18 protein-coding genes are annotated in these 25696 nt (G+C 51.2%); 12 read left to right on the top strand and 6 right to left on the bottom strand.

Annotated features, from left to right (window positions below; translation table 11 throughout):
• Window positions 1-13: 13 nt before the first annotated feature.
• Together ACO0LC_RS17030 and uvrA are read right to left on the bottom strand one after the other, a co-directional pair.
• Complete coding sequence (locus ACO0LC_RS17030) at window positions 14-1363, bottom strand: efflux RND transporter periplasmic adaptor subunit (protein ID WP_423005177.1); 1350 nt, start codon at window positions 1361-1363, stop codon at window positions 14-16.
• A 153-nt stretch (window positions 1364-1516) separates the two neighbouring features.
• Window positions 1517-4456: an excinuclease ABC subunit UvrA gene (gene uvrA, locus ACO0LC_RS17035; RefSeq protein WP_423005179.1), complete on the bottom strand. Its 2940-nt coding sequence runs from the start codon at window positions 4454-4456 to the stop codon at window positions 1517-1519.
• A gap of 189 nt (window positions 4457-4645) precedes the next feature.
• Between uvrA and ACO0LC_RS17040 the strand changes: the two genes are divergently transcribed.
• The 4 genes from ACO0LC_RS17040 to ACO0LC_RS17055 all read left to right on the top strand — a co-directional run bounded on the left by ACO0LC_RS17040 (window position 4646) and on the right by ACO0LC_RS17055 (window position 9242).
• Window positions 4646-5830, top strand: coding sequence for an MFS transporter (locus ACO0LC_RS17040; RefSeq protein ID WP_423005280.1), 1185 nt, complete (start codon window positions 4646-4648; stop codon window positions 5828-5830).
• A gap of 33 nt (window positions 5831-5863) precedes the next feature.
• Entirely contained in the window at window positions 5864-6364 is a 501-nt protein-coding gene (ssb, locus tag ACO0LC_RS17045; RefSeq protein ID WP_423005181.1) for a single-stranded DNA-binding protein, read from the top strand.
• Between the two features lie 275 nt (window positions 6365-6639).
• Window positions 6640-8373 (top strand): caspase family protein, encoded by a 1734-nt coding sequence (locus tag ACO0LC_RS17050; protein ID WP_423005183.1) that lies wholly within the window; start codon window positions 6640-6642, stop codon window positions 8371-8373.
• A complete protein-coding gene (locus tag ACO0LC_RS17055; RefSeq protein ID WP_423005185.1) occupies window positions 8370-9242 on the top strand; it encodes a hypothetical protein in 873 nt (290 codons plus the stop codon). Before ACO0LC_RS17050 ends, ACO0LC_RS17055 begins: the two co-directional genes overlap by 4 nt.
• 174 nt (window positions 9243-9416) lie before the next feature.
• On the opposite strand, the gene ACO0LC_RS17060 is transcribed toward ACO0LC_RS17055, so the two are convergent.
• Genes ACO0LC_RS17060 through ACO0LC_RS17070 form a run of 3 tightly spaced genes read right to left on the bottom strand, consistent with a single transcriptional unit; the run spans window position 9417 to window position 12042 of the window.
• Window positions 9417-9836 (bottom strand): VOC family protein, encoded by a 420-nt coding sequence (locus tag ACO0LC_RS17060; protein WP_423005187.1) that lies wholly within the window; start codon window positions 9834-9836, stop codon window positions 9417-9419.
• 23 nt (window positions 9837-9859) lie between these two features.
• Window positions 9860-11329: a HAMP domain-containing sensor histidine kinase gene (locus tag ACO0LC_RS17065; RefSeq protein ID WP_423005189.1), complete on the bottom strand. Its 1470-nt coding sequence runs from the start codon at window positions 11327-11329 to the stop codon at window positions 9860-9862.
• Window positions 11326-12042, bottom strand: coding sequence for a response regulator transcription factor (locus ACO0LC_RS17070; RefSeq protein WP_423005191.1), 717 nt, complete (start codon window positions 12040-12042; stop codon window positions 11326-11328). The genes ACO0LC_RS17065 and ACO0LC_RS17070 overlap by 4 nt, the downstream gene beginning before the upstream one ends.
• A gap of 153 nt (window positions 12043-12195) precedes the next feature.
• Here ACO0LC_RS17070 and msrB point away from each other — a divergent pair, with 153 nt between their 5' ends.
• The 3 genes from msrB to msrA are packed head-to-tail and all read left to right on the top strand — an operon-like array spanning window position 12196 to window position 15340.
• Window positions 12196-12672, top strand: coding sequence for a peptide-methionine (R)-S-oxide reductase MsrB (msrB, locus tag ACO0LC_RS17075; protein ID WP_423005193.1), 477 nt, complete (start codon window positions 12196-12198; stop codon window positions 12670-12672).
• A 55-nt stretch (window positions 12673-12727) separates the two neighbouring features.
• Entirely contained in the window at window positions 12728-14608 is a 1881-nt protein-coding gene (locus ACO0LC_RS17080) for a cytochrome c biogenesis protein DipZ (protein WP_423005195.1), read from the top strand.
• A 24-nt stretch (window positions 14609-14632) separates the two neighbouring features.
• Entirely contained in the window at window positions 14633-15340 is a 708-nt protein-coding gene (msrA, locus tag ACO0LC_RS17085; RefSeq protein WP_423005197.1) for a peptide-methionine (S)-S-oxide reductase MsrA, read from the top strand.
• Between the two features lie 35 nt (window positions 15341-15375).
• Here msrA and ACO0LC_RS17090 read toward each other — a convergent pair whose 3' ends face one another.
• Entirely contained in the window at window positions 15376-15912 is a 537-nt protein-coding gene (locus tag ACO0LC_RS17090) for a GNAT family N-acetyltransferase (protein WP_423005199.1), read from the bottom strand.
• Window positions 15913-16145: 233 nt separating this feature from the next.
• Between ACO0LC_RS17090 and ACO0LC_RS17095 the strand changes: the two genes are divergently transcribed.
• The 5 genes from ACO0LC_RS17095 to ACO0LC_RS17115 all read left to right on the top strand — a co-directional run bounded on the left by ACO0LC_RS17095 (window position 16146) and on the right by ACO0LC_RS17115 (window position 25578).
• Complete coding sequence (locus ACO0LC_RS17095) at window positions 16146-17402, top strand: DEAD/DEAH box helicase (RefSeq protein ID WP_423005201.1); 1257 nt, start codon at window positions 16146-16148, stop codon at window positions 17400-17402.
• Window positions 17403-17981: 579 nt separating this feature from the next.
• A complete protein-coding gene (phnD, locus tag ACO0LC_RS17100; RefSeq protein ID WP_423005203.1) occupies window positions 17982-18959 on the top strand; it encodes a phosphate/phosphite/phosphonate ABC transporter substrate-binding protein in 978 nt (325 codons plus the stop codon).
• A 220-nt stretch (window positions 18960-19179) separates the two neighbouring features.
• Entirely contained in the window at window positions 19180-19521 is a 342-nt protein-coding gene (locus tag ACO0LC_RS17105; RefSeq protein WP_423005205.1) for a hypothetical protein, read from the top strand.
• Window positions 19522-19743: 222 nt separating this feature from the next.
• On the top strand, window positions 19744-20442 hold the full coding sequence (locus ACO0LC_RS17110; protein WP_423005207.1) for a transposase: 699 nt from the start codon (window positions 19744-19746) through the stop codon (window positions 20440-20442).
• A 447-nt stretch (window positions 20443-20889) separates the two neighbouring features.
• Window positions 20890-25578: a glutamate synthase-related protein gene (locus ACO0LC_RS17115; RefSeq protein WP_423005209.1), complete on the top strand. Its 4689-nt coding sequence runs from the start codon at window positions 20890-20892 to the stop codon at window positions 25576-25578.
• The last annotated feature ends 118 nt before the right edge of the window (window positions 25579-25696 follow it).

The raw sequence follows: 25696 nt of genomic DNA on the forward strand, positions 1-25696 counted from the left end.
TATGTCTCCCGTTTTAATTATTAATCTGTAAGCGTTTTGCGTTAAGAAAATTGGCATAGCCCGATACGATCACTTTGTCTCCTTTTGCCAGACCTGACAAGACTTCTATCTGGCGATTATTGCGTCTGCCGATTTTTATTTCACGCCTTAGGGCTTGTGTCCCATCGGGTTTGAGAACAAATACCCAGTTGCCGCCGGTGTCAGTGATAAAGCTGGTATTGGGAAGCAACATGGCTTGCCCCGGCTCACCCAAAGTGATATTGGCTTCCAGGCTTTGCCCAGGGCTGATCGCATAATCCTGTCCTTGCGCAAACTCCAGTTCTACCTTGAAGCGACCGTCCTTGATTTGCGGAAAGACCTTGCCTACCACGATGGTCAGGGTTTTATCACCCAGATGTGCGACTCCACTTCGTCCACTGGCAATGCGGTTCAAATAATATTCATCGATCTGCGCCCCCAGTTTTACCAACCTGGGGTCATCAATGCGGCCTATGCGTTTTCCCGCTATCATGGTTTCGCCGACTTGCAAATGAAAGTCTGTCAACCTGCCTGCCACTGGCGCGCGCACTGCCAGTGCTGCCACCGTCGCATTCACCAGTTGCAAGCCTGACTGCAAGCCCCGGATGCCATTTTCCATCTGCAATTGCGCATCATGCTTCACTTTCAGTTCTGCATCGCGACTGGTCTTTTCTTCATCGACAGCAAATTGCGCACGTGCCAGTTTATCTGCTGATTCTTCTAGTGCCACCAAAGAGATAAAACTTTGTTCTGCCAGTTTTTCATTTCTGGCATGTTGCTTTTTTGTTTGCGCCAGTTCAAATTCCAGTGCTGACAAACGGCGCTGGTGATCGGTATTACCCAACTGGAAGTTCACACGCAAATTCGCGAGATTGGATATCTGTTGCGTATGTTCTGCCTGGCGTGCCAGCAATTCCAGGTTGCGCTGGGGATTGGACAGGCGGAACAATAATTGCCCCTGTTTGACCATGCTGCCATCCTGGGCAAACACTTCTTCCACACGACCAGATTCAACAGTATCGAGCACCACAGAATTGAGCGGTTCTGCGGTAGCACGCAACATCAGGTCATCCAGATATATCCCTTGCTCTACACTGGCAATACGCAGCTCAGTTGCTGACACCAGCAAGCCTTGCGGCAGCATATACCAGGCCAGAGTGGCTAAACCGACTAGCAGTAATAGTGCAAAGCAAGCCTGTAGCCAGCGCTGGCCGCACTTTCTGGGTATCACTTTGTCCATCGCCACACCGGTGATGGCAGGGCGTACATTTGGCTTGTTCATCTCTGGATTTTTTTGCTGTCTCGCCATGCCTATTGCAAAGCCCATGCCAGGGAGAGATGTCATGTTTGTGCCCCTGAAAACCAGTATCTACAGTATATTTTTTGTGACATTGTCCGAAAATGGACAAGTTCAATTGTTCATTTGCGGACACGGCTGGCCAAATAAAAAAGCGCTGTCCCCATCACAGGAACAGCGCTACAAATGCATGTCAAAAACTTATTTGGATTTTTTCAACAACGGCAACAAATATTTACCCGTCACACTCTCAGGATTATCCGCCACTTCTTCCGGCGTACCTGTCGCGATAATCTTGCCGCCGCCAGCACCACCTTCAGGGCCAAGATCAATGAGCCAGTCAGCCGTCTTGATGACATCCAGATTATGCTCAATGATGACCACGGTATTACCTTGGTCACGCAGCCTGTGTATCACCTTCAACAACAAAGCGATATCATGGAAGTGCAGGCCAGTGGTCGGTTCATCGAGGATGTACAGGGTGCGGCCAGTATCACGCTTGGATAATTCCAGCGACAGCTTGACGCGTTGCGCTTCACCACCCGAGAGGGTAGTCGCACTTTGCCCCAGGCGTATGTAACCCAGGCCCACATCCAGCAGGGTTTGCAGTTTGCGCGCGATGATAGGCACGACCTTGAAGAATTCATGGGCATCTTCCACCGTCATGCCCAGCACTTCATTGATGTTCTTGCCCTTGTAATGCACTTCCAGGGTTTCACGGTTATAACGCTTGCCATGGCAGACATCGCAAGGCACATACACGTCAGGCAAGAAATGCATCTCCACCTTGATGACGCCATCGCCCTGGCAAGCTTCACAACGGCCACCCTTGACGTTGAAAGAGAAACGGCCTGCGCTATAGCCCCGTTCTTTTGCAGTTGGCACGGTAGCAAACAAGTCACGTATAGGCGTGAACAAGCCAGTGTACGTCGCGGGGTTGGAACGTGGGGTACGACCTATCGGTGCCTGGTCGACAGAAATCACTTTGTCAAAATGCTCAAGGCCAGTGACATGGTCAAATGTTGCTGGCTCGGTTTGTGAACCATACAGGTGACGCGCAGCGACATGATAGAGCGTGTCATTCACCAGCGTGGATTTGCCTGAGCCGGATACACCCGTCACGCAAGTCAGCAAGCCCACCGGCAATTTCATCGAGACTTTTTTCAGGTTATTGCCACGCGCACCAGCAATCAGCAATTGCTTGGCAGGGTCAGCCTTGGTACGTTTTTTGGGGACTGCAATTTCCAGCGCACCACTCAGGTATTGCGCAGTCAGCGAACGCTTGTTGCCCATGATATCTGCCAGCGTACCCTGGGCGATAATTTCACCACCATGTACACCTGCACCTATACCCATATCGACCACAAAGTCGGCGCAACGTATGGCATCTTCATCATGTTCTACCACCAGCACACTATTACCGATATCGCGCAAATGCTTGAGCGTGTCGATGAGTCTGTCATTGTCACGCTGATGGAGGCCGATAGACGGTTCATCGAGTACGTACATGACGCCAGTCAGGCCAGAACCAATTTGCGATGCCAGGCGTATACGCTGGGCCTCGCCACCAGAGAGGGTATCGGCACTGCGTTCCAGCGACAGATAATCGAGGCCGACGTTATTCAGGAAAGTCAGGCGCGCTGTGATTTCCTTGATGATGCGGTCAGCGATATCGCGCTTGGAACCGGTCAGCTTCAGGTGTTCGAAGAAATGCAGGGTTTCGCGCAAAGGCATGGCGCTGATATCGTAAATCGCCTTCTCCTGTTTGCCTGTACCGACCTTGACATAACGCGCTTCTATACGCAGGCGTGCGCCATCGCAAGATGGGCATTGCTTTTCATTGATGAACTTGGCCAGCTCTTCCTTGACGGCCATGGAATCAGTTTCGCGATAACGGCGTTGCAAGTTCGTGACCACGCCTTCAAAACTATGTTCCTTGATGACGGTACGACCTTTTTCATTGATATAGGTAAACGGTATTTGCTGTTTGCCTGAACCATACAAAATGATTTGCTGAGCTGACTCTGGTAATTGCTCGTAAGGCGTATCAATATCAAATTCATAGTAAGCCGCCAGGTTGGACAACATCTGGAAGTAGAATTGATTACGCCTGTCCCAGCCCTTGACCGCACCACTTGCCAATGACAAATTAGGGAAGGCGACGATACGTTTAGGATCAAAGAATTCTATATGCCCCAGACCATCACATTCAGGGCAGGCCCCCATGGGATTATTGAAAGAGAACAGACGCGGTTCCAGCTCCTGCAATGAATAACCGCAAATAGGGCAGGCAAATTTGTTCGAGAATAATTGCTCATGATTGCTGTCCATATCCACAATCAGGGCGCGACCATTCGCCAGGCGCAAGCAAGTCTCAAATGATTCTGCCAGGCGCTGTTTGATATCTGCCTTGACCTTGACGCGGTCTATGACCACATCTATCGTATGCTTCTCGGTCTTCTTCAGCTTGGGCAGATTATCGACTTCATAAATCTTTGCCTCATGCGTGCCGCTCTGTACGCGAAAACGTATAAAGCCCTGCGCCTGCATCTGTTCAAACAAATCCATGTGCTCACCCTTGCGATTGGCGACCACAGGCGCGAGTATCATGAGCTTGGTATCTTCCGGCATGGCCAGCACGGCATCCACCATTTGCGATACAGATTGTGCAGCCAGCGGGTTTTCAGGATGATCCGGGCAATACGGCGTACCCACGCGTGCATACAACAGACGCAGATAATCATGGATCTCGGTGACCGTGCCAACGGTAGAGCGCGGATTATGTGAAGTGGCTTTTTGCTCTATGGAGATGGCCGGTGACAAACCCTCGATCAGATCGACATCCGGTTTTTCCATCAACTGCAAAAACTGGCGCGCATAGGCTGACAGTGACTCTACATAGCGGCGCTGGCCTTCTGCATACAGGGTATCAAACGCCAGCGAAGACTTGCCCGAACCAGACAGGCCAGTGATCACCACCAGCTTATTGCGCGGCAAGTCTATGCTGATATTTTTCAGGTTATGGGTACGGGCGCCGCGTACGCGTATCAATTCACGTTTTTGTGCCAATTGAACATCACTGGCATCAAATTCGATTTCTGCCGGTTTGGGCGCTTTTGCTGCTTTTGTGCGTGTCGTCATAGTCTCTGTGCTGAATTTGGGCCGAATTGGAGGAAGTAGGCGTGCAACCTGATACTATAACGGGTTTTGAAAATTACCGCGGGCTCGTCTTTGCTTTGCGCAAACTAAACACATCAGACGAGTTTTTTGAATATGACTATTGCAACATCTTCCGACGCATCCGCCCTGAGTGAGCAAGAGCCTGCTGGCATGAGCCGCGAGGAAATCAGCTCCAGCGCCTCCCTTGCTTCCATCTTTGCCTTGCGCATGCTGGGTCTGTTCCTCATCCTGCCGGTATTTGCGATTCATGCCAAAACCCTGCCTGATGGTAATAATGCCAGTCTGGTTGGTCTTGCCATGGGCATGTATGGCCTGAGTCAGGCGTTCGGGCAAATCCCGTTTGGCATCGCTTCTGACAAATTTGGCCGCAAGCGCATTATCGTCATCGGTTTGTTGTTATTCGCGATTGGCGCTTTTGTTGCCGCATCCGCAACCACAGTGGTTGGTGTCATCATCGGTCGTGGCATACAGGGTGCAGGCGCGATCTCAGCCGCCATCACCGCCCTGATTGCCGATACCACCAGAGAAGAACATCGCACCAAGGCCATGGCCATGGTAGGCGGCTCCATCGGCCTGACCTTTGCGTTTTCACTGGTGGCCGCACCCTTGCTGTATCAAAGCATAGGCATGAGTGGCATCTTTGCCATGACCGGCGTCTTGTCACTGGTGGGTATCGTGGTTGTCTTATTCATCACGCCAGAAGCACCCGCCATACGCCATAAACCCGTACCCCTGTCCGTGGTCTTGAAAAATACCGAACTCATGCGCCTCAATTACGGCGTATTTGCCCTGCACCTGACGCAGATGGCCATGTTTGTCGTCGTGCCTGCGGCACTGGTGCAATATGCTGACCTGCCAGTTGCTGCACACTGGAAAGTCTATTTGCCAGTGATGTTCGCCTCTTTCATCGCCATGTTGCCAGCAATTTTCATCGGTGAAAAATTTGGCAAGATGAAACAGGTCTTTGTTGCCGCAATCGCCCTCTTGCTGGTGGTTGAGCTTGGTCTGTGGCAATACTTGCAATCCCCAGCCATGCTGGTAGGCTTGCTGTTTGCATTTTTTATTGCCTTCAATATCCTTGAGGCATGCCAGCCATCCCTGGTATCGCGCATCGCCCCGCCAGCCGCCAAAGGTGCGGCACTGGGTGTGTACAACACCTTGCAGGCCCTGGGCCTGTTCTGCGGCGGTTTGCTGGGGGGATGGCTCAAACAAAGTTTCAATCCATCATCAGTTTTTGTTGTTAGTTCTGTGCTTACAGCAGCGTGGCTTATAATCGCTATCAATATGCCCAACATCCCCAAGCGCAGCAAAACTGCGGTTGTGGTCAAGGCATAAATTAATTTGTATCAGGAAAATGAGGAGAATTACATGGCATCAGTGAACAAGGTCATTATCGTCGGCAACCTTGGGAGAGACCCGGAAACCCGTTACATGCCATCAGGCGATGCAATGACCAGCATCACCGTGGCAACCACCGATAGCTGGAAAGACAAATCCAGCGGTGAAAAGAAAGAACAGACAGAATGGCATCGTATTACCTTCTTCGGCAAACTGGCAGAAATCGCCGGTCAATACCTGAAGAAAGGTTCGCAAGTCTACGTTGAAGGCAGCCTGCGCACCCGCAAGTACACCGACAAAGACGGCGTAGAGAAATACGCAACCGACATCAAGGCCGACAGCATGCAAATGCTGGGCAGCCGCCAGGGCATGGGCGGCGGCGCAGGCATGGATGATGGCGGCTACGGTGGTGGAGGTGGCGGCGGAGCACCAGCCCCACGCCAGCAGGCAGCCCCACAGCAGCAACGCCAGGCCCCAGCCTCACGCCCGGCACCGAATTTCTCGGATATGGATGATGATATTCCGTTTTAGCGTATAGGTTTTAAGCATTAAAAATAAACCCCCTTATCTCTTATGAGATAAGGGGGTTTATTTGTTTACAGTAGAAATGAAAAATAGTATAAATACATGCTTATATGATAATCATTGATAAATGATGTAAGTAAAATATTTTGGAGAAGTTAGGATTCGGGTACAAAGTTCTTGGTTACAAGAAAGCTGATGGTTTCGCGCATTAGTGCTGAACATACACAAAGAAAAAGCGTCACATCAAATGTGCGCTGTAATTTGGCAACAAAGGGGAAGTTATGAAACTGTGTCTGACCATCGGGGTTTCAAAAGCATCACAGCTTTCGCCTTTACCGGGAGCGATTACAGTAGCTCATGAAATGGGGGATTGGGCTCGAAATTCTGGATTCATTACGGAAGTTATTACTGATGAAAACGAAACACCCGTCACGATTACGCGCATCCGTGAAACGCTGCTTGGAATGCTTCCAGAAAACGAAGAGGTGGAATGTTTCATTTTGCACTTTGCGGGACATGGATTCCGATCTGGAGCGGAACAGAACGTTTGGCTCACTAGTAACTGGTACGAGGAAACGCGTGCGATATCTGTGGAGGCGTTGAAAAGACAGCTCTACAGACATGGAATAAAAAACTTATCGATTTTCAGCGATGCCTGCCGCTCGCTACCATCGGATATTGAAACTGCGGATATTTTCGGTGACCCGGTACTTCCAAGGGGGCCGTACGATCCAGTGCCCCCCGTTATTGATCGTTTCAATGCAGTAATCGATGGTCAACAAGCGTACATGCTGAAAGGGGATGACAATGCCCCGTCTAGGTGTATTTTTTCTACTGTCTTACTCGAAGGATTGTGCGGCCTCAAGGAAGAGGCATTTGACAAGTATCAAACGGATTTCGTGATTCCGGAGTCGCTTGCCTTATTCTCGAAGCAGCGATTAAAGGAGATTGGTGAAACATACGATCTACAATGCTCTCCCGAATGCGCTACTGGTACTCCCAGGGACCATGTGGTTTATTTCAAGCGTGGTGGGAATTCAAATGGCCAACCTTCCCTCAAATGGCCTGCCCCATCTTTATGCAAGCAAGTACAAGATAAAGTTCACGAAGAACCGCAGTCGACTCACCTTGATATCAGATATTCAGTTGCTCGTCGGTCCTTCGGAGAAATTTGGCGGCGTTTTGATTATCCGCTGAACTGCAATCTCGTTATTAGTGGTGCCGTGCCTAAGAATATCTGGAGTACATCTCTAATCAAAAAAAGGTCAAGTGATGATGATGGAGGAATCTATTTAGTAGATTGCATGATGGGTGACGCAGTTCAGATACTTGTCGAATTTGACAGTGACGTGTTTGCATCGGCCGTAGTTTATGGGCGCCTCATCACACTAATAAATCGAGACAAGAGTGGCGATATAAGTTGGACCTGTGTTTCTGAATTTCCGGAATCCGAGGAAATTTGGGGAGAGTCTTTCCGCGCGATCGAAAGTCTTCAGAAAGGTAAGCTTTCTGCTGACCAGGTGGACCATATTGCTGCTCACCTGCGAGAATTTAAGCACGTGAATCCAACGCTTGGTGCCATTGCTAGCTATTTGTACGACTACACGGGGGATGTAGATAGCATACGCCGTATGGCTTACTTTTACTGTTACTACGATCAGCCTATGCCGTTCGACGTGGCATTCATGGGCTTACTTTCAACCCAAGACATGGGAGAAGGTCACATTGAGGCAGAAGTACCATTGGTCCCAGCGAGGCTGCAATCACCAACAAATGATAAGTTACCGGACTGGGTTACGAGAGAGACTATGGGAACGTCGGGGAAAGTAGCTGGGTTATGGCCTTGGCTTCGCCAAGGATGGCAATTTATGGAGAATCCTGAGCCGGAAGAGAAGGCAACTGCTGCTGGACTGAGTGATGTCGCCAAGTTCCTATTGCCCTCGCAGTTCTCTTCGTTCAAAAAAGAAGGCGCGCAAATTTTGATTAGGAAATTTCATCTGAAGGAAAGCGTATGAACATTCTGATGATTCATGGGATTGGTCAAGAGGCGTCAACTAAGGAAGAACTTCTGAATACGTGGACTGGGGCCCTTCATGCCGCTCAGCCAGAATTGCTTGATCATCAGTCGATCGAAATGGCGTATTACGGTACGACGCTTGCAAACTGGGCTAATGGCCATGCCGGGACAGCAGTTGGTATGGGGGCAGAATCGACAGTGATTGATGTCGGTAATGCTGATGAATTGAAGTTCCTTTGCGCTGTGATGGAGGAATTCGTCAGAAACTGCGGCATCGACGAAGTAGGGATTGAAACGGCGATGGAGATGGTGGAAGGCAATGTCGTGCCAATGGACAACTTCATCGCCAGGCGTCTCGTCGCGCTGATGCGTGTGATCGAACATATTTCTCCGGAGAAAGGTTCTATTCTTCTTCGGGTTATAAAACAGGGACATAGCTACCTTAATTCGCCGGGGGCAGCGAAGGCAGTCGATGACATCGTGCGACCACTCTTGCAAAAAAGTCCGCAAGTGCTGATTACCCATTCGCTCGGAACCGTCATTGCCTTCAAGCTGTTGCGAGAAATGGAAAAAATGAGAGCTGACGTTAAGATTCCACTTCTCATAACCATGGGATCACCTCTTGGCCTGGAAGCTTTCAAGGCAAAACTTGGCGCGCCTCGGCGCAAACCAGCTTTTGTGGAGCAGTGGTTAAATTTCTATGACCCTTCTGACTTTGTTGCACTTGGCAAATCGTTGGATGAGAAAAATTTCGCAAGCAACATTCATAACGATGGCACTGTTGATAACAATACTTTCAACGCCCACGGAATTGTTGGCTACCTGCCTCACAAAGGAGTTATCGATGCACTGAAAAGTGTTTTATAACACTGACCCAAGGTTAGTCCAGAGATAAGTTGGGCTTAACTGTCTTCTTGAGGTACATCGCAGCTCCATGTAATTCAGCACATAAGTTTCCGATGACTGTGAGTCAGGGGGAAATTGTCGCAAGCCATAGCCGAACTTTTTTGAAATTTGTGCCTGACAGCGAATTATGTATTACTATTCTTCAGACGAAGCCACATTCACCATCCACGACACACCAAAGCGATCTGTCACCATGCCGGACAGCGATGTCCAGAAAGTTTTGGCCAAAGGCATCTGCACTTGCCCGCCCTCGCTGAGGGCGGTGAATAATTGCCTGGCTTCTGCATCATCCTTGGCTTCAAGATTCAGTGTGACGCCTTTGATGTCAGGCTGGGCCAGGGTTTGTATGCCGTCGGTTGCCATCAGTATGGTGTCGCCTATGAGGAATGATGCATGCATGATCTTGTCCGGATCGGACGAGACAGTGTGCATTGCCGGGTCGGGGCTGTCTTTCCAGCGCATCAGAGTGATGACTTCTGCACCTAGTGCCTCGACATAAAATTGTATGGCGGCTTCACTATGGCCGGCAAAGGCCAGGATGCTTATGATTTGCATGACAATTCCCCTACGTTGATCTCTCAAGTTGTTGCTGTTGTTGCCAATGGCAATGCAAAGCAGAAACAGGCACCGCCTCCGGGCTCGCTACGCAATTCTATACTGCGATGATGCAGTTGCAAGATGCGGTGTACGATCAGCAGTCCGAGCCCGCCACCATGGCTGCCGCCACTGAGTGCAAAAGGGCGCTTGAAGAGCTGGTCCAGTAAATTTTCCGGGATGCCGGGGCCAGTGTCGCGGATGCAAATCGCCACCGTTTGCGGCTGTTTGTCGATAATGACAGTCACAGTGCCGCCAACTGGAGTGTGGCGTATGGCATTGTCGATGAGATTGGTCAGCACCCGCTCTATCATGCCCAGGTCTGCCATCACCATGGCATTGCCATCCAGTTCTGCTGCCAGCCTGACCTGGCCGGTTTGCGCCTGCAGTTCAAACTTTTCAAATACGTCCTGTATCAGATCATTCAGCATGAAGACTTCAGGCTCGGGTGCTACGCCGCCATGTTCTAGCTTTGCCAGATCGAACAGGGCTTGCGCGAGGCGGCCGACCTTGCGGCTCTGGCCCAGTGCAATTGCCAGATAGCGCTGGCGCTCAGCCGCATCCAGCGTTGCATCTCTGGCGGCCAGGGTTTCCAGGTAACCGTGGATGGAAGTCAGCGGGGTGCGCAGATCGTGCGAGATATTTGCCACCACTTCGCGCCTGTCATGGTCCATCTGTTTCAGGGTATGCCATTGCTCATTGATGCGCGCCGCCATTTGCCCGAAGCTGGTTTCCAGCACGGCGATTTCATCGCGCTGGTTGCTTGCCTGCGTTGGTGGTGGCGGTATAGCGGGCTGTTCAGCCCGGGTATCAAAGCGGCGCATGGTATCGGCCAGCTTGTGCAGTGGGCGAGTGACCCAGCGCAGCGCGGCCCAGCCCGCTACCAGTGTCAGCAAGGCCACCAGTGCCATGGAGAGCAAGGTGACACGTAATACCGCATTGATGCCTGCATGTGCAACATAGCGGTCATGCTCTTCGCCTTGCAGTATCACATAGATGTAATGCGTCTCGGGTCTGTTGCTGCGCAGTGCCGCCGCGCTGAATACCTTGCGCCCACTGGAGCTGCGAGGATCATCACCGAGTATGGGCAGCATGCGACCATCCAGGAATTTACGTACCGGTGCCAGGTCAACCTGCTGGCGCTTCAGACGGCCAGGTGGTGCCGCATTGCCGATGATCTTGCCGGTTTCATCCAGCAGATAAACTTCTACACTGGGATTGACGGTCATTAACTGGTCAAACAGGCGGCGTACAGAATCTGGCCCCATGTCTTCTGTGCCCGTCAATTGCGCATTGATAGCAATGCTGCCTGCCAGGCCGCGTGACAGGCCTTGTACTACTTCCATCTCACGCATGTCATTGGCGCGTATCTGCAACCAGGCAGAGACACCGCAACTGGCCAGCAACAATACAGAAAATACCAGCGACAAGCGCTGGGACAAGGTCAGCTTCACGTCGCCTCTCCCGGCAATGCATAACGGTAGCCCTTGCCCCACACCGTCAGTATGCGCTGAGGCTCAGCCGGGTTGCTCTCTATCTTGGCGCGCAGGCGGTTGATGTGGGTATTGACGGTATGCTCATAACCCTCATGCTCATAACCCCAGACCTTGTTGAGCAAATCCAGGCGTGAATAGACCTGGCCGGGGTGGCGCACAAAAAAGTAGAGCAAGTCAAATTCGCGCGGCGTCAGGTCCAGCAGCTTGCCATCGGCAGTGGCAACGCGTGTCACTGCTGACAAGGCTACGCCATCTACGGCTACATCCCCGGCTTCGGTACGGCGGCTCTTGTCCATCGCATCGGCACGGCGCAGCATGGCCTTGACGCGGGCTACCAGTTCCAGCACCGAGAAAGGTTTGGGCAGGTAATCGTCTGCTCCCAGTTCCAGACCCAGGATGCGGTGCACTTCGCTGGAACGGGCGCTGATGATGATAATCGGAACATAGTTTTCCATGGCGCGCGCCTGGCGGCAGATTTCCAGCCCATCGACACCGGGCAGCATGATGTCGAGGATGAGGGCGTCCCAGTTGCCAACACACAATTGTGCGAGACCCTGTCTGCCATCAGCGCAATGGGTGACCTGATAACCCTCGTCCTTCATGTGCAGGCGCAGCAGGTCGGCGATGGGCATGTCATCTTCGACGATCAATATATGTTTAGCTGTATCCACATAGTCTCCGGCTGGCTGAATGCCTTCATTGTGCAGGATTTGTGAATAAAAAAGTATCACAAATCGTTTAACTTTACGTGAAGACTTGGACAGCGATTGAAGCGCACAATAAGAACCATGGCACAGATGCAGTACAAACACCAAGGAGGATATATGCAAAACCGACGTCAATTTCTACTGGCTGGCAGTCTGCTGGCCATGAGCCGCATGTTGTCAGCTGCCCCTGTGGGTAATGTGTTTGAAGTGCAGCACACCGATGCCGAATGGCGTCGCCTGCTGACCGGCATGCAATATGAAGTCTTGCGCCGTGGTGCTACCGAGCGTGCCTTTAGCAGCCCGCTCAATGATGAGCACCGTAGTGGCCAGTTCAATTGCGCTGCTTGCCAATTGCCTTTGTTTTCATCCAAGACCAAATTTGACAGCGGCACAGGCTGGCCCAGTTTTTATGCACCGCTGGAGCGCGCCGTCAGCAATGTGACCGACACCACCTTTGGCATGCTGCGTACAGAAGTACTGTGCCGCCGCTGTGGCGGGCATCTCGGCCATGTATTTGACGACGGCCCGCGTCCTACTGGTTTGCGTTATTGCATGAATGGCGTGGCGATGACATTCACACCGGGTAAAGCGTAATTAAGTCTGATTGAGGTAAGTTTGATTGCGCCTGAACGGCATACAGAAAGTAAACATGTTGTTGATACTTATTTCTTATCTTGGCGGTGTGCTGACCATAATCAGCCCCTGCATCTTGCCGGTGTTGCCCTTTGTCTTTGCTCGCACTGGCCAGCCTTTCCGTCGCAGTGGCTTGCCTCTGCTGGTGGGCATGGCGCTGACTTTTGCTGCCGTTGCCACGCTGGCTGCGGTGGGCGGTAACTGGGTGTTGCAGACTAACCAGTATGGCCGCTGGCTGGCGATGGCCTTGCTGGCTTTCTTTGGCCTGACGCTATTGTTTCCGCATCTGGCTGACAAACTCACCAAACCACTGGTGGCTGCGGGGAATCGTCTTTCCAATTCCGCGCAGGCGGATGGTGGTGGCGTTGGGTCATCACTATTGCTGGGTGTGGCGACGGGCCTGTTGTGGGCACCCTGTGCTGGTCCTGTACTGGGTCTGCTGCTTACCGGTGCTGCGTTGAATGGTGCCAGTGCACAGACAACTTTCCTGCTGCTGGCTTACGCTGCTGGTGCCGCGACTTCACTGGCCGTTGCCTTGCTGATAGGTGGCAAGGTATTTGCCGCGATGAAGCGCTCGCTGGGCGCTGGTGAATGGGTACGCCGCATTCTGGGCGCTGCCATGATAGCCGGGGTTGCTGCGATTGCGCTGGGCCTGGATACTGGCTTGCTGACACGCCTGTCCACTGTTGCCACCTCAGGACTGGAGCAGCAATTGATAGACCGTTATTCACCAGCTTTACCAGATGTGCAAGCCAGTCCTGCACCAGCACAGGTTGCCCCGCAGCAGGGGGCTATGATGGCCTCGAATGCAATGATGGCGTCCAATGCCATGATGGCATCGAACCAGCAAATGGCATCCAACACCATGGCACCATCGAATGCCATGATGTCTGCGCATGGTCGCAATACAGCTACGGCAGGCGCTTTGCCAGAAGAAGGGGTCATGCCAGCGTTGGATGCTGCAACACAATGGCTTAATTCCAAACCACTGACTGCGCAAGAGCTCAAAGGCAAGGTCGTGCTCGTCGATTTCTGGACTTACTCTTGCATCAACTGTCTGCGCAGCCTGCCCTATGTGCAGGCCTGGGCCAAGAAATACCGTGACCAGGGCCTGGTCGTGATTGGTGTACACGCGCCTGAATTTGCCTTTGAGCGCGACCCAGCGAATGTCAGCAAGGCTGTGCGCGACCTGGGTATCAGTTACCCGGTTGCCATCGACAACAACTATGCAATCTGGCGTGCCTTTGGCAACAAGTACTGGCCTGCGCATTATTTCATCGATGCCACTGGCCGCATACGTCACCATCATTTTGGTGAAGGCGACTATGTGCAATCTGAGCAGGTGATACAGCAATTGCTTGAGGAAGCAGGCCAGAAAAATGTCGCCAATGATGTCGTCATCGAGACTGGCGCTGCAGGCGCGCAAATGGCAGCGGATGATAGCCAGGTGAAATCGCCAGAGACTTACCTTGGTTACAGCCGCGTACAAAATTTTGTTTCAACTGGTGGCGTACAGAAAAACAGTAATGCTGATTACAACCTGCCAGCGCAACTGGCGCTTAATCAATGGGGTCTGACAGGTAACTGGAAGGTGCAGGAAGAACATGCAGCCCTGACGCAAAAGGGCGGGCGCATCACTTACCGCTTCCATGCCCGCGACCTGCATTTAGTGTTGGGTCCAGGCAAAGACGGCAAGCCTGTGCGCTTTCGCGTCACTATCGACGGTGCAGCACCTGGTGCAGCGCATGGCAGTGACGTAGCAGCCGATGGAACTGGCACAGTGACTGCTCAGCGCTTGTACCAACTGTTGCGGCAGTCCGTCAAAGTGGCCGAACACACTTTCAGCATAGAGTTTCTTGATCCAGCAGTAGAGGCATATGCCTTCACTTTTGGTTGATTTTCCTTCTACAAGGAGTACGACATGAAATTAGCAAACAGATTCACAGCCCTGGTGCTGGGCATAGGCGGCGTCGCCTCAACACTGGTATTCAATGGACAGGTGCGCGCTGGCGAAGCAGCAGTGGTCATTGCTGCGCCTGTGGTGGACACGCCAGCAGGTAACGCCAAGACCGAGACCGCAGTTTTTGCCGGTGGCTGCTTCTGGGGTGTGCAGGGTGTATTCCAGCATGTGAAAGGCGTCAGCAATGCAGTCTCTGGCTATGCCGGTGGCAAGGCCGCGACTGCGCATTATGAACAGGTGGGTTCAGGTGCAACCGGCCATGCAGAAGCGGTGCAGGTGAGCTATGATCCATCCCAGATCAGCTATGGCAAGCTATTGCAGATATTTTTCTCAGTCGCACATGACCCTACCCAGTTGAACCGCCAGGGGCCGGATAGCGGCACACAATACCGTTCTGCGGTTTTCCCGGTTACGCCTGCACAACGCGAGGTGGCAGAAAAATACATCGCCCAACTGAATGCCTCGCACGCCTTCCGCAACAAACTGGCGACTACCCTGGAAGCAGACGCAGGATTTTTTCCAGCTGAGGCTTATCACCAGAATTATCTGACCCTACATCCCACCGAACCCTATATCGCCATCAACGATGTTCCCAAGGTTGAGAGCTTGAAGCGTGTCATGCCCGCAGTATATAGACCCGATCCTGTCCTGGTGCGCAGGGGGAATTGAATCGAAGACGATAGATGCCCGTTTATAAGCTCACCTTATAAGCTCACCTCCATAAAGCGCCAGCCCGCATGCAAAGCTGCGGGTACTTCGGCACCCTCGTAAGCTGGGCAATCTTTAAAGCCTGCTGCTTCATACAGGCGGTGGGCGGCATGCATGAAAGGGGCGCTGTCCAGGCAGGCAGCTTGATAGCCCAGGCTGCGCGCATCGGTCAGCAAGGTTTGCAATAGTCGCTCACCCAGATGCAAGCCGCGATAAGCGGGCAATACATACAGGCGCTTGATCTCTGCCATCTTGCCTGCAGCAGTTGGAAGGCTGCGCATACCACCCATGGCGGCAAATTGGCCATCTATTTGGAGCAGATAAAACCGACTGTCAGGGCTATCTTTCCCGCAAATTTTTTCCAGCGCACCTGGGACATACTCAGCCAGGGTCATGCCCAGCAAGGCAGGTGTGGAAATCCCAAAATGCTGTTCTATGTGGCTTGCTACCCAGCCCATGTAGTCAAGATTGAGATCGATGAGTACTTGTTTGTGCCGGGCCAGGTCGGCCTGTATCAAAGTGATTGTTGTCAAAATAGCGACTCCTGGAAATGTGGTGCAGTTCTTGTAGGGCCAGGCAAGTGCTGACATCCGGCTGTTTTGCACTACAATGTGCGCACAACGGAGGAATCTTGCAGCTTGTATGCTTTGATACATGCATGGTAGTAGGATAACTCCCAAATAAAAATTCCTTTTCTTTGGGCCTGGCGCTATTTACATTCTTGCTCATGCCATCCTGATTATATTTTTCTTCCTGATATTTACCCATGAATTTTGCTTCCTTAGGCCTGATCCCCGAACTCTTGCAAGCCATTGCAGCGCGCCAGTATGCAGCGCCGACCGCAGTGCAGGCCGAGGCCATACCAGCGGTGCTGGCAAATCAGGATGTCATGGCGCTGGCGCAAACTGGTTCGGGTAAAACGGCAGCCTTTGCCTTGCCACTATTGCAGCGCCTGCAACAAGACGCAGAGGAAGGCGGCAAGCAGCGTAAGGTGAAAGTGCTGGTGCTGGTACCTACGCGTGAATTATCAGGGCAGGTGGGGCAAACCATGGAAACCCTGGCCGAGCATTTACCCAGGAAGTTGAAGATAGCCGTGATTTATGGCGGTGCCTCTATTAACCCGCAAATGATGCATTTGCGTGGTGGTGCTGACATCGTTATCAGCACGCCAGGGCGCTTGCTGGATTTGCTCGATAATAATGCGCTGCAACTGCGCGATGTTGCCACTCTGGTGCTGGATGAGGCAGACCGCTTGCTGGACCTGGGATTTGCCGATGAAATCAAGCGCATACTGGAACAATTGCCAGCCAAACGACAAAATCTGTTTTTCTCGGCGACCTTTTCACCTGCAGTAAAAAAACTGGCACTGGCTTTATTGCATGAACCCAGGCGTATTGCGATTGCTGACCTCACTGAAAACTTGCCCGACATTGCACAAAGGGCAATTGCCGTCGATGCTGACAAGCGCACTCGCTTGCTGGTGCACCTGATCAAGGAGCAACAATGGGAGCGTGTGCTGGTCTTTGTCGCCACCAAATACGCCAGCGATACCGTCTCGAATAAATTGAAGAAAGCCGGTATCAAGGCCGAAGCTTTTAACGGTGATGCCAGCCAGGGTGCACGCCAGCATATGCTGACCGATTTTAAAGCCAATCGCATACAGGTACTGGTTGCTACCGATCTGGCCGCACGTGGCATAGACGTTGCTGGTTTGCCTGCGGTCGTCAACTATGATTTGCCGCGCTCGGCAGATGATTATATCCATCGCATAGGTCGTACCGGCCGTGCTGGTGCCAGTGGTACAGCGGTCAGCTTTATTCTGGCCGAACATGAAATGCATTTCCGTTTGATAGAAAAACGCCAGGACAAGCGCGTTGCGCGCGAAACTATTGCAGGTTTTGAACCCAGCCAGACTGCCAGCGAGCTTGTGCTTACTGAGTCTGAAGCACCCACTGGTGGTATCAAGGGCAAGCGCAAGAGTAAAAAAGACAAGTTACGTGAGCTGGCTGCGCAAAATAAGTGATAACCCTGGTTTATGACTGGACTATGCCTGGACAACTTAGCCGGGTCCCTTGAGATAACGAGCCATACCTGTTCCAACTACGCTAGTAGTTGTCAAGTTCTGGCTTATACAAGAGATAAATTTACAACAGCAAGTGGAAAACCATGTCTGTCATGTATTTGTTATTGTTTGTCGTAGGAGTAGTCGCAGTCCGGTTTGTGGATTTTGCTTATTATTTGATATAAATCAAGGACTTATAAATAAATTTCTCATTGTCTTGCGCTTGATTTTCTGGTGTTTCAAGCATTGAATTTGCCTGGTCTTTAAAGTGAGTTTGCATATTTTTTTAGCAGTGCAGACATATTGGGTGACAAGCTCGAATAAAAAACTTGCTTTGTGGAAAATAGTTGCTCCAATTCATCTGGTGCTATAATTCTGCCTAATTGATGTGCAGAACGCATACGGCGCGCACCCAATCACCCCCCATTCCTGTCCCAAAGTACGTCATTGACGTCACTTGTTTGTCTGCTATCGCATACATGTCTGACCGGTCATCAGCATCTTGATGCTTTGGGTATTTGTATTCTCTATCGAGGCACTATGTTAAAAAAAATCCTTACCCTGATCCTGTTTGCAGGCAGCATGCTCATGTCATTTGCACAAGCTGCAGAAAAAATCACCGTTGGCTTGATCGCCACCACGAGCATAGAAGATACCCGCAAGCGCTGGCAGCCTTTACTGGATGATCTGGCAAAAAGCACAGGTACTGAAGTGACTGCGGCTATCTCTTCCAATTACAGCGATATCGTCGCTGGTTTGAAAGAAAACAAGATACAAATCGCCTGGTTGAGCAGCAAGGTTGCCCTGGATGCGGTGGAGGATGGCAAGGCCACTGTATTTGCGCAAATGGTCAAGAGTGATGGCTCGCGCGGTTATAACTCTCTGCTCATTGCTTCTGCCAAGAGCAGCTTGAATAGTTTTGATGATGTTTCAGCCAAGCCTGGTGTCTATATTTTTGCCGATGGCGATAAAAAATCAACTTCTGGTTATTTGGTGCCTGCTTATTATTTGTTTGCAAAAAATAAAATAGAACCAGCCAAATTGTTCAAGAAAGTCAATGTTGGTAATCACCAAAGCAATTTTGCAGCGATCTTGCACGGCGAGGCTGACGTAGCCACGTTTAACTCCGAAGAGATGGATAGATTGAAAAAGGAAGCGCCTGATCAGGTCAGCAAAGTACGTGTTATCTGGACTTCTCCTTTGATACCAAACGACCCTATCTTGTATCGCAAGGATTTGTCACCCGCCTTGAAAACCCGTGTCGAAGATTTCTTTGTTAATTATGGCAAGCAAAAACAAGCCCATGCAGTATTGAAAGATATCCTGAATTTGTCTGGTTTCCAGCGTTCCACCGATGCGCAATTGAAACCAATTGCCGATTTGACATTGTTCAGTCTTTTGCGCGAAAACTTGAATAACCCTAGCCTGACTGATGTACAAAAACAAAAGAAATTTGATGAAGTCAGTGCCCGTTTTGGCAAACTGAGTTTCGTGCTGGAAGCTTCACGCATTAAATGATGCTTACAAATTTGTTACAAATAGCTGAAAAAAACACAATAAATTCGGGAATTTCTGCTTAATTTCACATTATTTATTATTTTTTCATAAAAAAATATGAAAAAAGCCCACTTTTTGTAACTTAGCATGTCAACTGAATGGCGAATCAGTGCGTTTTTGGACTAAAGAATCTTTGCTGACACCTTCCTTTAAGCAAAGTTTCCCTTTAAGGAGTCAGAAAATGATTTACGAAATACTGGTTCGCCCTTCGGACAACAGCAAGAAAATGACCTCCGATCATTTGATCTGGATAGAAAGCAATATGACCACCCGTTCTTTCGAGAACTGGTTGCGCGAAAAATCCTTGCTGGATGGTAGTGGCCATGCGCCGGTAGCACGTTGGAGCATAGTGCAGACTCAGCGTCCTGCGCATTTCAATCTGGCTACCCAGGCAAAAGCCTTGAAAAGCCGTATTTCTGAATTGATGACTGGCGTACCTGAAATCGTCGCAGTGCCGGATGCATCCCGTGCACTCAAAGCTTTCCGCTTGAAAAGCCCGGTTCAAGAACTCATCGCGGCCTGATAAAGCGGGATCGCAGGCTTTCCGGCTACACCGGAAAGTTGAAACTCATCCCAAAAGACTATATAGACCATAGCCAGACCCGTGCCCTGTTACCAGGGCATGGCAGGGTTGTCTGTATTTTTCTGATGTGCGGACGATGCCTATGGCATCGCGCAGATAAGTTTTGACAAGATAGCCAGATGCCAAGCACAATCCAAACTCTTTTGGATTGCCTGCATACACATGGCCAGATTAGCCCGTTTAGTTATCCCGCATCAGCAACATCATGTTATCCAGCGTGGCAATGCTGGTACTGTGATCTTTCAGGATGCCGAGGATTACAGTAACTTTCTGGACTGGCTCAGGCAAGCTGCGAAACTGTTTGATGTGGCCATCCATGCCTATGTGCTGATGCCTGATCACTTGCATTTATTGCTGACACCTGGTGATGAAACTGGCCTGGGCAAGATGATGCAATGGCTGGGGCGGCACTATGTCCCTTATTTTAATCGCAAATATCAGCGCAGCGGCACGCTATGGCAGGGACGTTACCGCGCCACGGTGATAGAGTCCGCGACTTACTTCATCCCTTGCAGTATTTATCTGGAAAGCAATCCTCAGCGTGCCGGTCTGGTGCAGGATTTGCTCGACTACACCTGGTCCAGCTACCGTCATCACGTAGGCTTGATCATTGACCCCCTGATTACCGACCATAGTTGCTACTGGGCTTTGGGTAATACTCCTTTCCAGCGTGAGGCTGCCTACAAGCAAAGCCTGGAAAATGGTTTGTCCAGCACGCAAATCACAGAAATTACCCAGGCCACCACCAAGGCATGGATGCTGGGCTCGGCCAGATTCAAGATAGAAATGAGCAAGCTGACCGAGAGACGGGTAGAGCCAGTCAAGCGTGGCCGGCCCCGCAAAGCCCAGGAAATCACCTGAGTTCCTTACACTCGAGCACGTCTGCGAGCTGCTCTGATACCAGAAAATTCTGACTAAAACACTGCAAAACTCAATGAACACGATGATTTTTACTATGTCCCCATTTAAATATTTTCTAGAATATGATTTATTTTAATTGACACTGACCCCAATTAAAGCAGTTGCGTAATATTTTGCAGTGCACTATTCTCTGTCTTGTCCTGACAGGATTTACGCCAAACTGTCGTGCCGGCATTAACAATCAACAAATGCCTGGCACATTTGTCCAGCGTAGCGCCATGCCCTTACCCGGAAGCCTGGCCAGCTCGGTTTGAACACCCTTCAAACCAAAGTCATCAAGCTGCCATCCGCAGCCAGCAAAATTGCCTGGATAGCCAAGATCGCTATTCAAGCCGACAGCTGTTTCACGTAAGTCCTGATATTGAAATTGTCCTCCGGAGATCCACTATGCACGCTCAAGGTTTATACGATCCATCCAATGAACATGACGCCTGTGGCGTAGGTTTTGTTGCCCATATCAAAGGCAAGAAGACACATGCCATCGTCGACCAGGGTTTGTTGATTCTGAAAAATCTTGACCACAGGGGCGCGGTTGGTGCCGATGCCCTGATGGGCGATGGTGCCGGTATCCTGATCCAGATTCCTGACCAGTATTACCGTGAAGAGATGGCCAAGCAGGGTATCAACCTGCCGCCACCTGGTGAATATGGGGTAGGCATGATTTTCCTGCCCAAGGAGCATGCATCCCGTCTGGCTTGCGAACAAGAGATAGAACGTGCCGTGCGCGCGGAAGGTCAGGTTGTACTTGGCTGGCGTGATGTGCCAGTAGACCGCGATATGCCCATGTCACCTACCGTACGTGAAAAAGAACCGGTCATACGCCAGATTTTCATCGGTCGCGGCCCTGATATCATGGTCACTGACGCACTGGAACGCAAACTGTATGTGATACGCAAATCGGCTGTGCATGCGATTGAAGCCCTGCATCTCTTGCATGGCAAAGAGTACTTCGTGCCATCCATGTCCGCCCGTACCATCGTCTACAAAGGCTTGCTGCTGGCTGACCAGGTCGGTGTCTACTATAAAGACTTGCAGGATGAGCGCTGCGTCTCTGCACTGGCCCTGGTGCATCAGCGCTTTTCTACCAATACCTTCCCTGAATGGCCGCTGGCCCACCCTTACCGCATGATTGCGCATAATGGTGAAATCAACACGGTAAAAGGCAATTTCAACTGGATGCGTGCCCGTGAAGGCGTGATGAAATCTGCCGTACTCGGCGACGATCTGCAAAAACTGTATCCGCTGATTTTTGAAGGCCAGTCTGATACCGCCAGCTTCGACAATGCGCTGGAATTGCTGGTCATGGCTGGTTATCCAATTGCGCAAGCCATGATGATGATGATCCCGGAAGCCTGGGAAAACCACACCATGATGGATGAAAACCGTCGCGCCTTCTACGAATACCACGCCGCCATGATGGAGCCATGGGATGGCCCGGCCGCCATGGCCTTTACCGATGGCCGCCAGATCGGCGGCACGCTGGACCGCAATGGCTTGCGTCCTGCCCGTTACATCGTTACCGATGATGACCTGGTCGTCATGGCATCTGAATCCGGTGTCTTGCCCATCCCAGAATCCAAGATCATCAAAAAATGGCGTCTGCAACCAGGCAAGATGTTCCTCATCGACCTGGAAGCTGGCCGCATCATCGATGACAAGGAAATCAAGGACACCTACGCCAATGCCAAGCCTTACAAGCAATGGATCAAGTCTGTCCGTATCAAGCTTAATGAGCTGAAGGCAGCAGAAGACAGGACCGAATACTCAGCGACCTTGCTTGACAGGCAACAAGCCTTTGGTTATACGCAGGAGGATTTGAAATTCCTGATGGCGCCAATGGCACTGGCAGGTGAAGAAGCCATAGGCTCCATGGGCAATGATTCTTCGCTGGCCGTCATGTCGAACAAGCTCAAGCCTCTGTATAACTACTTCAAGCAATTGTTTGCGCAGGTAACCAACCCGCCTATCGATCCTATCCGCGAAGCGATGGTGATGTCGCTGGTCTCCTTCATAGGCCCGAAACCGAATTTGCTCGATACCAATAACATCAATCCACCGATGCGTCTGGAAGTCGCGCAACCGATACTGGACTTTGCTGACATCGCCAAGTTGCGCAATATCAGTGCCAATACCGGTGGCAAGTTCAAGTCCTACGAGCTGGATATCTGTTATCCCATCGCCTGGGGCAAGGATGGTATCGAAGCACGTCTGGCATCCATCTGTGCTGAAGTTGTTGATGCGGTCAAGTCTGGCCACAACATCATGATCATCACCGACCGCAAGATGGACGCCAACTACGTCGCAATCCCGGCCTTGCTGGCAACTTCTACCGTACATCAGCACCTGGTCAGCAAGGGTTTGCGTACCACCACTGGTCTGGTAGTCGAGACTGGTTCTGCACGCGAAACCCATCACTTTGCCCTGTTGGCAGGTTATGGTGCAGAAGCTGTCCATCCTTACCTGGCAATGCAGACACTGGCTGACATGGCCAAGGATTTGTCAGGTGAATTGTCGGCAGAAAAAGCCGTTTATAACTACACCAAGGCAGTCGGCAAGGGTTTGATGAAAGTCATGTCCAAGATGGGTATCTCTACCTATATGTCTTATTGCGGCGCGCAGATTTTTGAAGCAGTTGGTTTGAACAAATCCCTGGTCGACAAATACTTCAAAGGCACGGCATCGAATGTAGAAGGTATAGGCGTATTTGAAGTTGCAGAAGAAGCCCTGCGTTTGCACAAGGCAGCTTTTGGCCAGGACCCGGTACTGGAAAATGCCCTGGATGCTGGCGGCGAATATGCCTTCCGTGTACGTGGTGAAGACCATATGTGGACACCGGATGCAATCGCCAAGCTGCAGCATTCCACCCGTGCCAACAACTACAATTCTTATAAAGAATACGCACAGATCATCAACGACCAAAGCAAGCGTCATATGACTCTGCGTGGCCTGTTTGAATTCAAGATAGACCCGAGCAAAGCTATCGCGCTGGATCAAGTAGAACCTGCGAAAGAAATCGTTAAGCGTTTCGCGACTGGCGCGATGTCCCTGGGTTCCATCAGTACAGAAGCACATGCGACACTGGCTGTGGCCATGAACCGCATAGGTGGAAAATCAAATACTGGTGAAGGTGGTGAAGACCCTGCGCGTTACCAGCAAGAACTGAAAGGCATCCCTATCAAACAGGGTGCGACCCTGGCTTCCGTCATCGGCAAAGACCAGATAGAAGTGGATATTCCTTTGCAGGATGGTGATTCGCTACGCTCGAAAATCAAGCAAGTTGCATCGGGCCGCTTTGGTGTTACGGCCGAGTACCTGAGTTCTGCCGACCAGATACAAATCAAGATGGCGCAAGGTGCCAAGCCGGGTGAGGGCGGCCAGTTGCCAGGTCATAAGGTTTCTGAATACATTGCCAAGCTGCGTTTCTCTGTACCTGGCGTGGGCTTGATTTCCCCACCACCGCATCATGATATTTATTCGATTGAAGATCTGGCGCAGTTGATCCATGACTTGAAAAACGCCAATCCAAGAGCTTCTATTTCGGTCAAGCTGGTGTCTGAAGTTGGTGTTGGTACAGTGGCTGCCGGCGTGTCCAAAGCCAAGGCCGACCACGTCGTTATCGCTGGTCACGATGGTGGTACAGGTGCTTCACCTTTGTCTTCCATCAAGCATGCCGGTACACCGTGGGAACTGGGCTTGTCTGAAACCCAGCAAACCCTGGTCTTGAATGGCTTGCGTGGCCGTGTCCGTGTGCAGGCGGATGGCCAGATGAAAACTGGCCGTGATGTCGCGATTGCCGCCATGCTGGGTGCCGATGAAATCGGTTTTGCGACAGCACCGCTGGTGGTCGAAGGCTGCATCATGATGCGAAAATGCCATCTGAACACTTGCCCGGTAGGCGTGGCAACACAGGACCCGGTCTTGCGTGCGAAGTTCTCTGGCAAGCCTGAGTACGTCGTCAATTACTTCTTCTTTGTTGCGGAAGAACTGCGTCAGATCATGGCACAGCTGGGCATACGCACTTATGATGATTTGATAGGCCGTGTTGATCTGCTGGATAAATCCAAGGCAGTATCGCACTGGAAAGCCAAAGGGCTGGATTTCAGCCGCATCTTCTATCAGCCAGAACTGGCTGAGGGCGCAGCGATACGCCATGTTGATGTACAAGACCATGGCCTGGAAAAAGCGCTGGACAATAAACTGATCGCTCAGGCAAAAATTGCTCTGGATACGGGTGAAAAAGTCTCCTTCATCTCGCCTATCAAAAACCTGAACCGCACTGTAGGCACCATGTTGTCTGGCGAAGTGGCGAAAAAATATGGTCATGCCGGTTTGCCGGATGACACTATCCACATACAGTTGCAAGGTACGGCTGGCCAGTCTGCCGGCGCTTTCCTGGCACATGGCGTGACGCTGGATCTGGTCGGTGAAGGTAATGATTATGTAGGCAAAGGCTTGTCCGGTGGCCGCATCATCATCCGCCCGAACACAGAATTCCGCGGTTGGGCAGTGGACAACATCATCTGCGGCAACACCGTCCTGTACGGTGCCATCTCTGGTGAAGCCTTTATCAATGGTGTTGCTGGCGAACGTTTTGCTGTGCGTAATTCTGGCGCGGTGACCGTGGTTGAAGGTACTGGCGACCATGGCTGTGAATACATGACAGGCGGCACTGTCATCGTTCTCGGCAATACCGGTCGCAACTTTGCTGCCGGTATGTCGGGCGGTATCGCTTATGTGTATGACCCGGAAGGCGAATTCGAAGCAAAGTGCAATATGTCCATGGTGACACTGGAGCCGGTTCTGGCAGGTGATGTGCAAGTGGCTACCCTGGATAAATCTATCTGGCACAGCCGCCTGCGTGGCGGTGAAGGCGAGACCGATGAAGCCATCTTGCGTAATCTGATAGAGCGTCATTTCAAACACACGGGCAGTACCCGCGCCCGCAATTTGCTGGATGACTGGGCCCGTAGTCGTGCCAAATTCGTCAAGGTATTCCCTACCGAATACAAGCGCGCCTTGGGTGAAATGTATGCAGCAAAACAGCTCGCAGCGAAAAAGGAAAAAGTCACGGCATAGTCGAGTGAGCGTGCTGCAGACTGGCTGCGGTCACGTCTTCCTGTGTTCTTCAGACTATTTAGCTTATTCAGCTTATTTCAGCTTATTTGAAATTAAGACAGGGCAGATGCCCGCAACA

It is taken from the genome of Undibacterium sp. JH2W, from assembly GCF_049340425.1.
GTDB lineage: Bacteria > Pseudomonadota > Gammaproteobacteria > Burkholderiales > Burkholderiaceae_D > Undibacterium.

What these genes read in the sequence shown, in the direction of transcription:
- ACO0LC_RS17030 (WP_423005177.1), bottom strand. Translation starts at nt 1,363, where the DNA reads ATGACATCTCTCCCTGGCATGGGCTTTGCAATAGGCATGGCGAGACAG.
- uvrA (WP_423005179.1), bottom strand. Translation starts at nt 4,456, where the DNA reads ATGACGACACGCACAAAAGCAGCAAAAGCGCCCAAACCGGCAGAAATC.
- ACO0LC_RS17040 (WP_423005280.1), top strand. Translation starts at nt 4,646, where the DNA reads ATGAGCCGCGAGGAAATCAGCTCCAGCGCCTCCCTTGCTTCCATCTTT.
- ssb (WP_423005181.1), top strand. Translation starts at nt 5,864, where the DNA reads ATGGCATCAGTGAACAAGGTCATTATCGTCGGCAACCTTGGGAGAGAC.
- ACO0LC_RS17050 (WP_423005183.1), top strand. Translation starts at nt 6,640, where the DNA reads ATGAAACTGTGTCTGACCATCGGGGTTTCAAAAGCATCACAGCTTTCG.
- ACO0LC_RS17055 (WP_423005185.1), top strand. Translation starts at nt 8,370, where the DNA reads ATGAACATTCTGATGATTCATGGGATTGGTCAAGAGGCGTCAACTAAG.
- ACO0LC_RS17060 (WP_423005187.1), bottom strand. Translation starts at nt 9,836, where the DNA reads ATGCAAATCATAAGCATCCTGGCCTTTGCCGGCCATAGTGAAGCCGCC.
- msrB (WP_423005193.1), top strand. Translation starts at nt 12,196, where the DNA reads ATGCAAAACCGACGTCAATTTCTACTGGCTGGCAGTCTGCTGGCCATG.
- ACO0LC_RS17080 (WP_423005195.1), top strand. Translation starts at nt 12,728, where the DNA reads ATGTTGTTGATACTTATTTCTTATCTTGGCGGTGTGCTGACCATAATC.
- msrA (WP_423005197.1), top strand. Translation starts at nt 14,633, where the DNA reads ATGAAATTAGCAAACAGATTCACAGCCCTGGTGCTGGGCATAGGCGGC.
- ACO0LC_RS17095 (WP_423005201.1), top strand. Translation starts at nt 16,146, where the DNA reads ATGAATTTTGCTTCCTTAGGCCTGATCCCCGAACTCTTGCAAGCCATT.
- phnD (WP_423005203.1), top strand. Translation starts at nt 17,982, where the DNA reads ATGTTAAAAAAAATCCTTACCCTGATCCTGTTTGCAGGCAGCATGCTC.
- ACO0LC_RS17105 (WP_423005205.1), top strand. Translation starts at nt 19,180, where the DNA reads ATGATTTACGAAATACTGGTTCGCCCTTCGGACAACAGCAAGAAAATG.
- ACO0LC_RS17110 (WP_423005207.1), top strand. Translation starts at nt 19,744, where the DNA reads ATGGCCAGATTAGCCCGTTTAGTTATCCCGCATCAGCAACATCATGTT.
- ACO0LC_RS17115 (WP_423005209.1), top strand. Translation starts at nt 20,890, where the DNA reads ATGCACGCTCAAGGTTTATACGATCCATCCAATGAACATGACGCCTGT.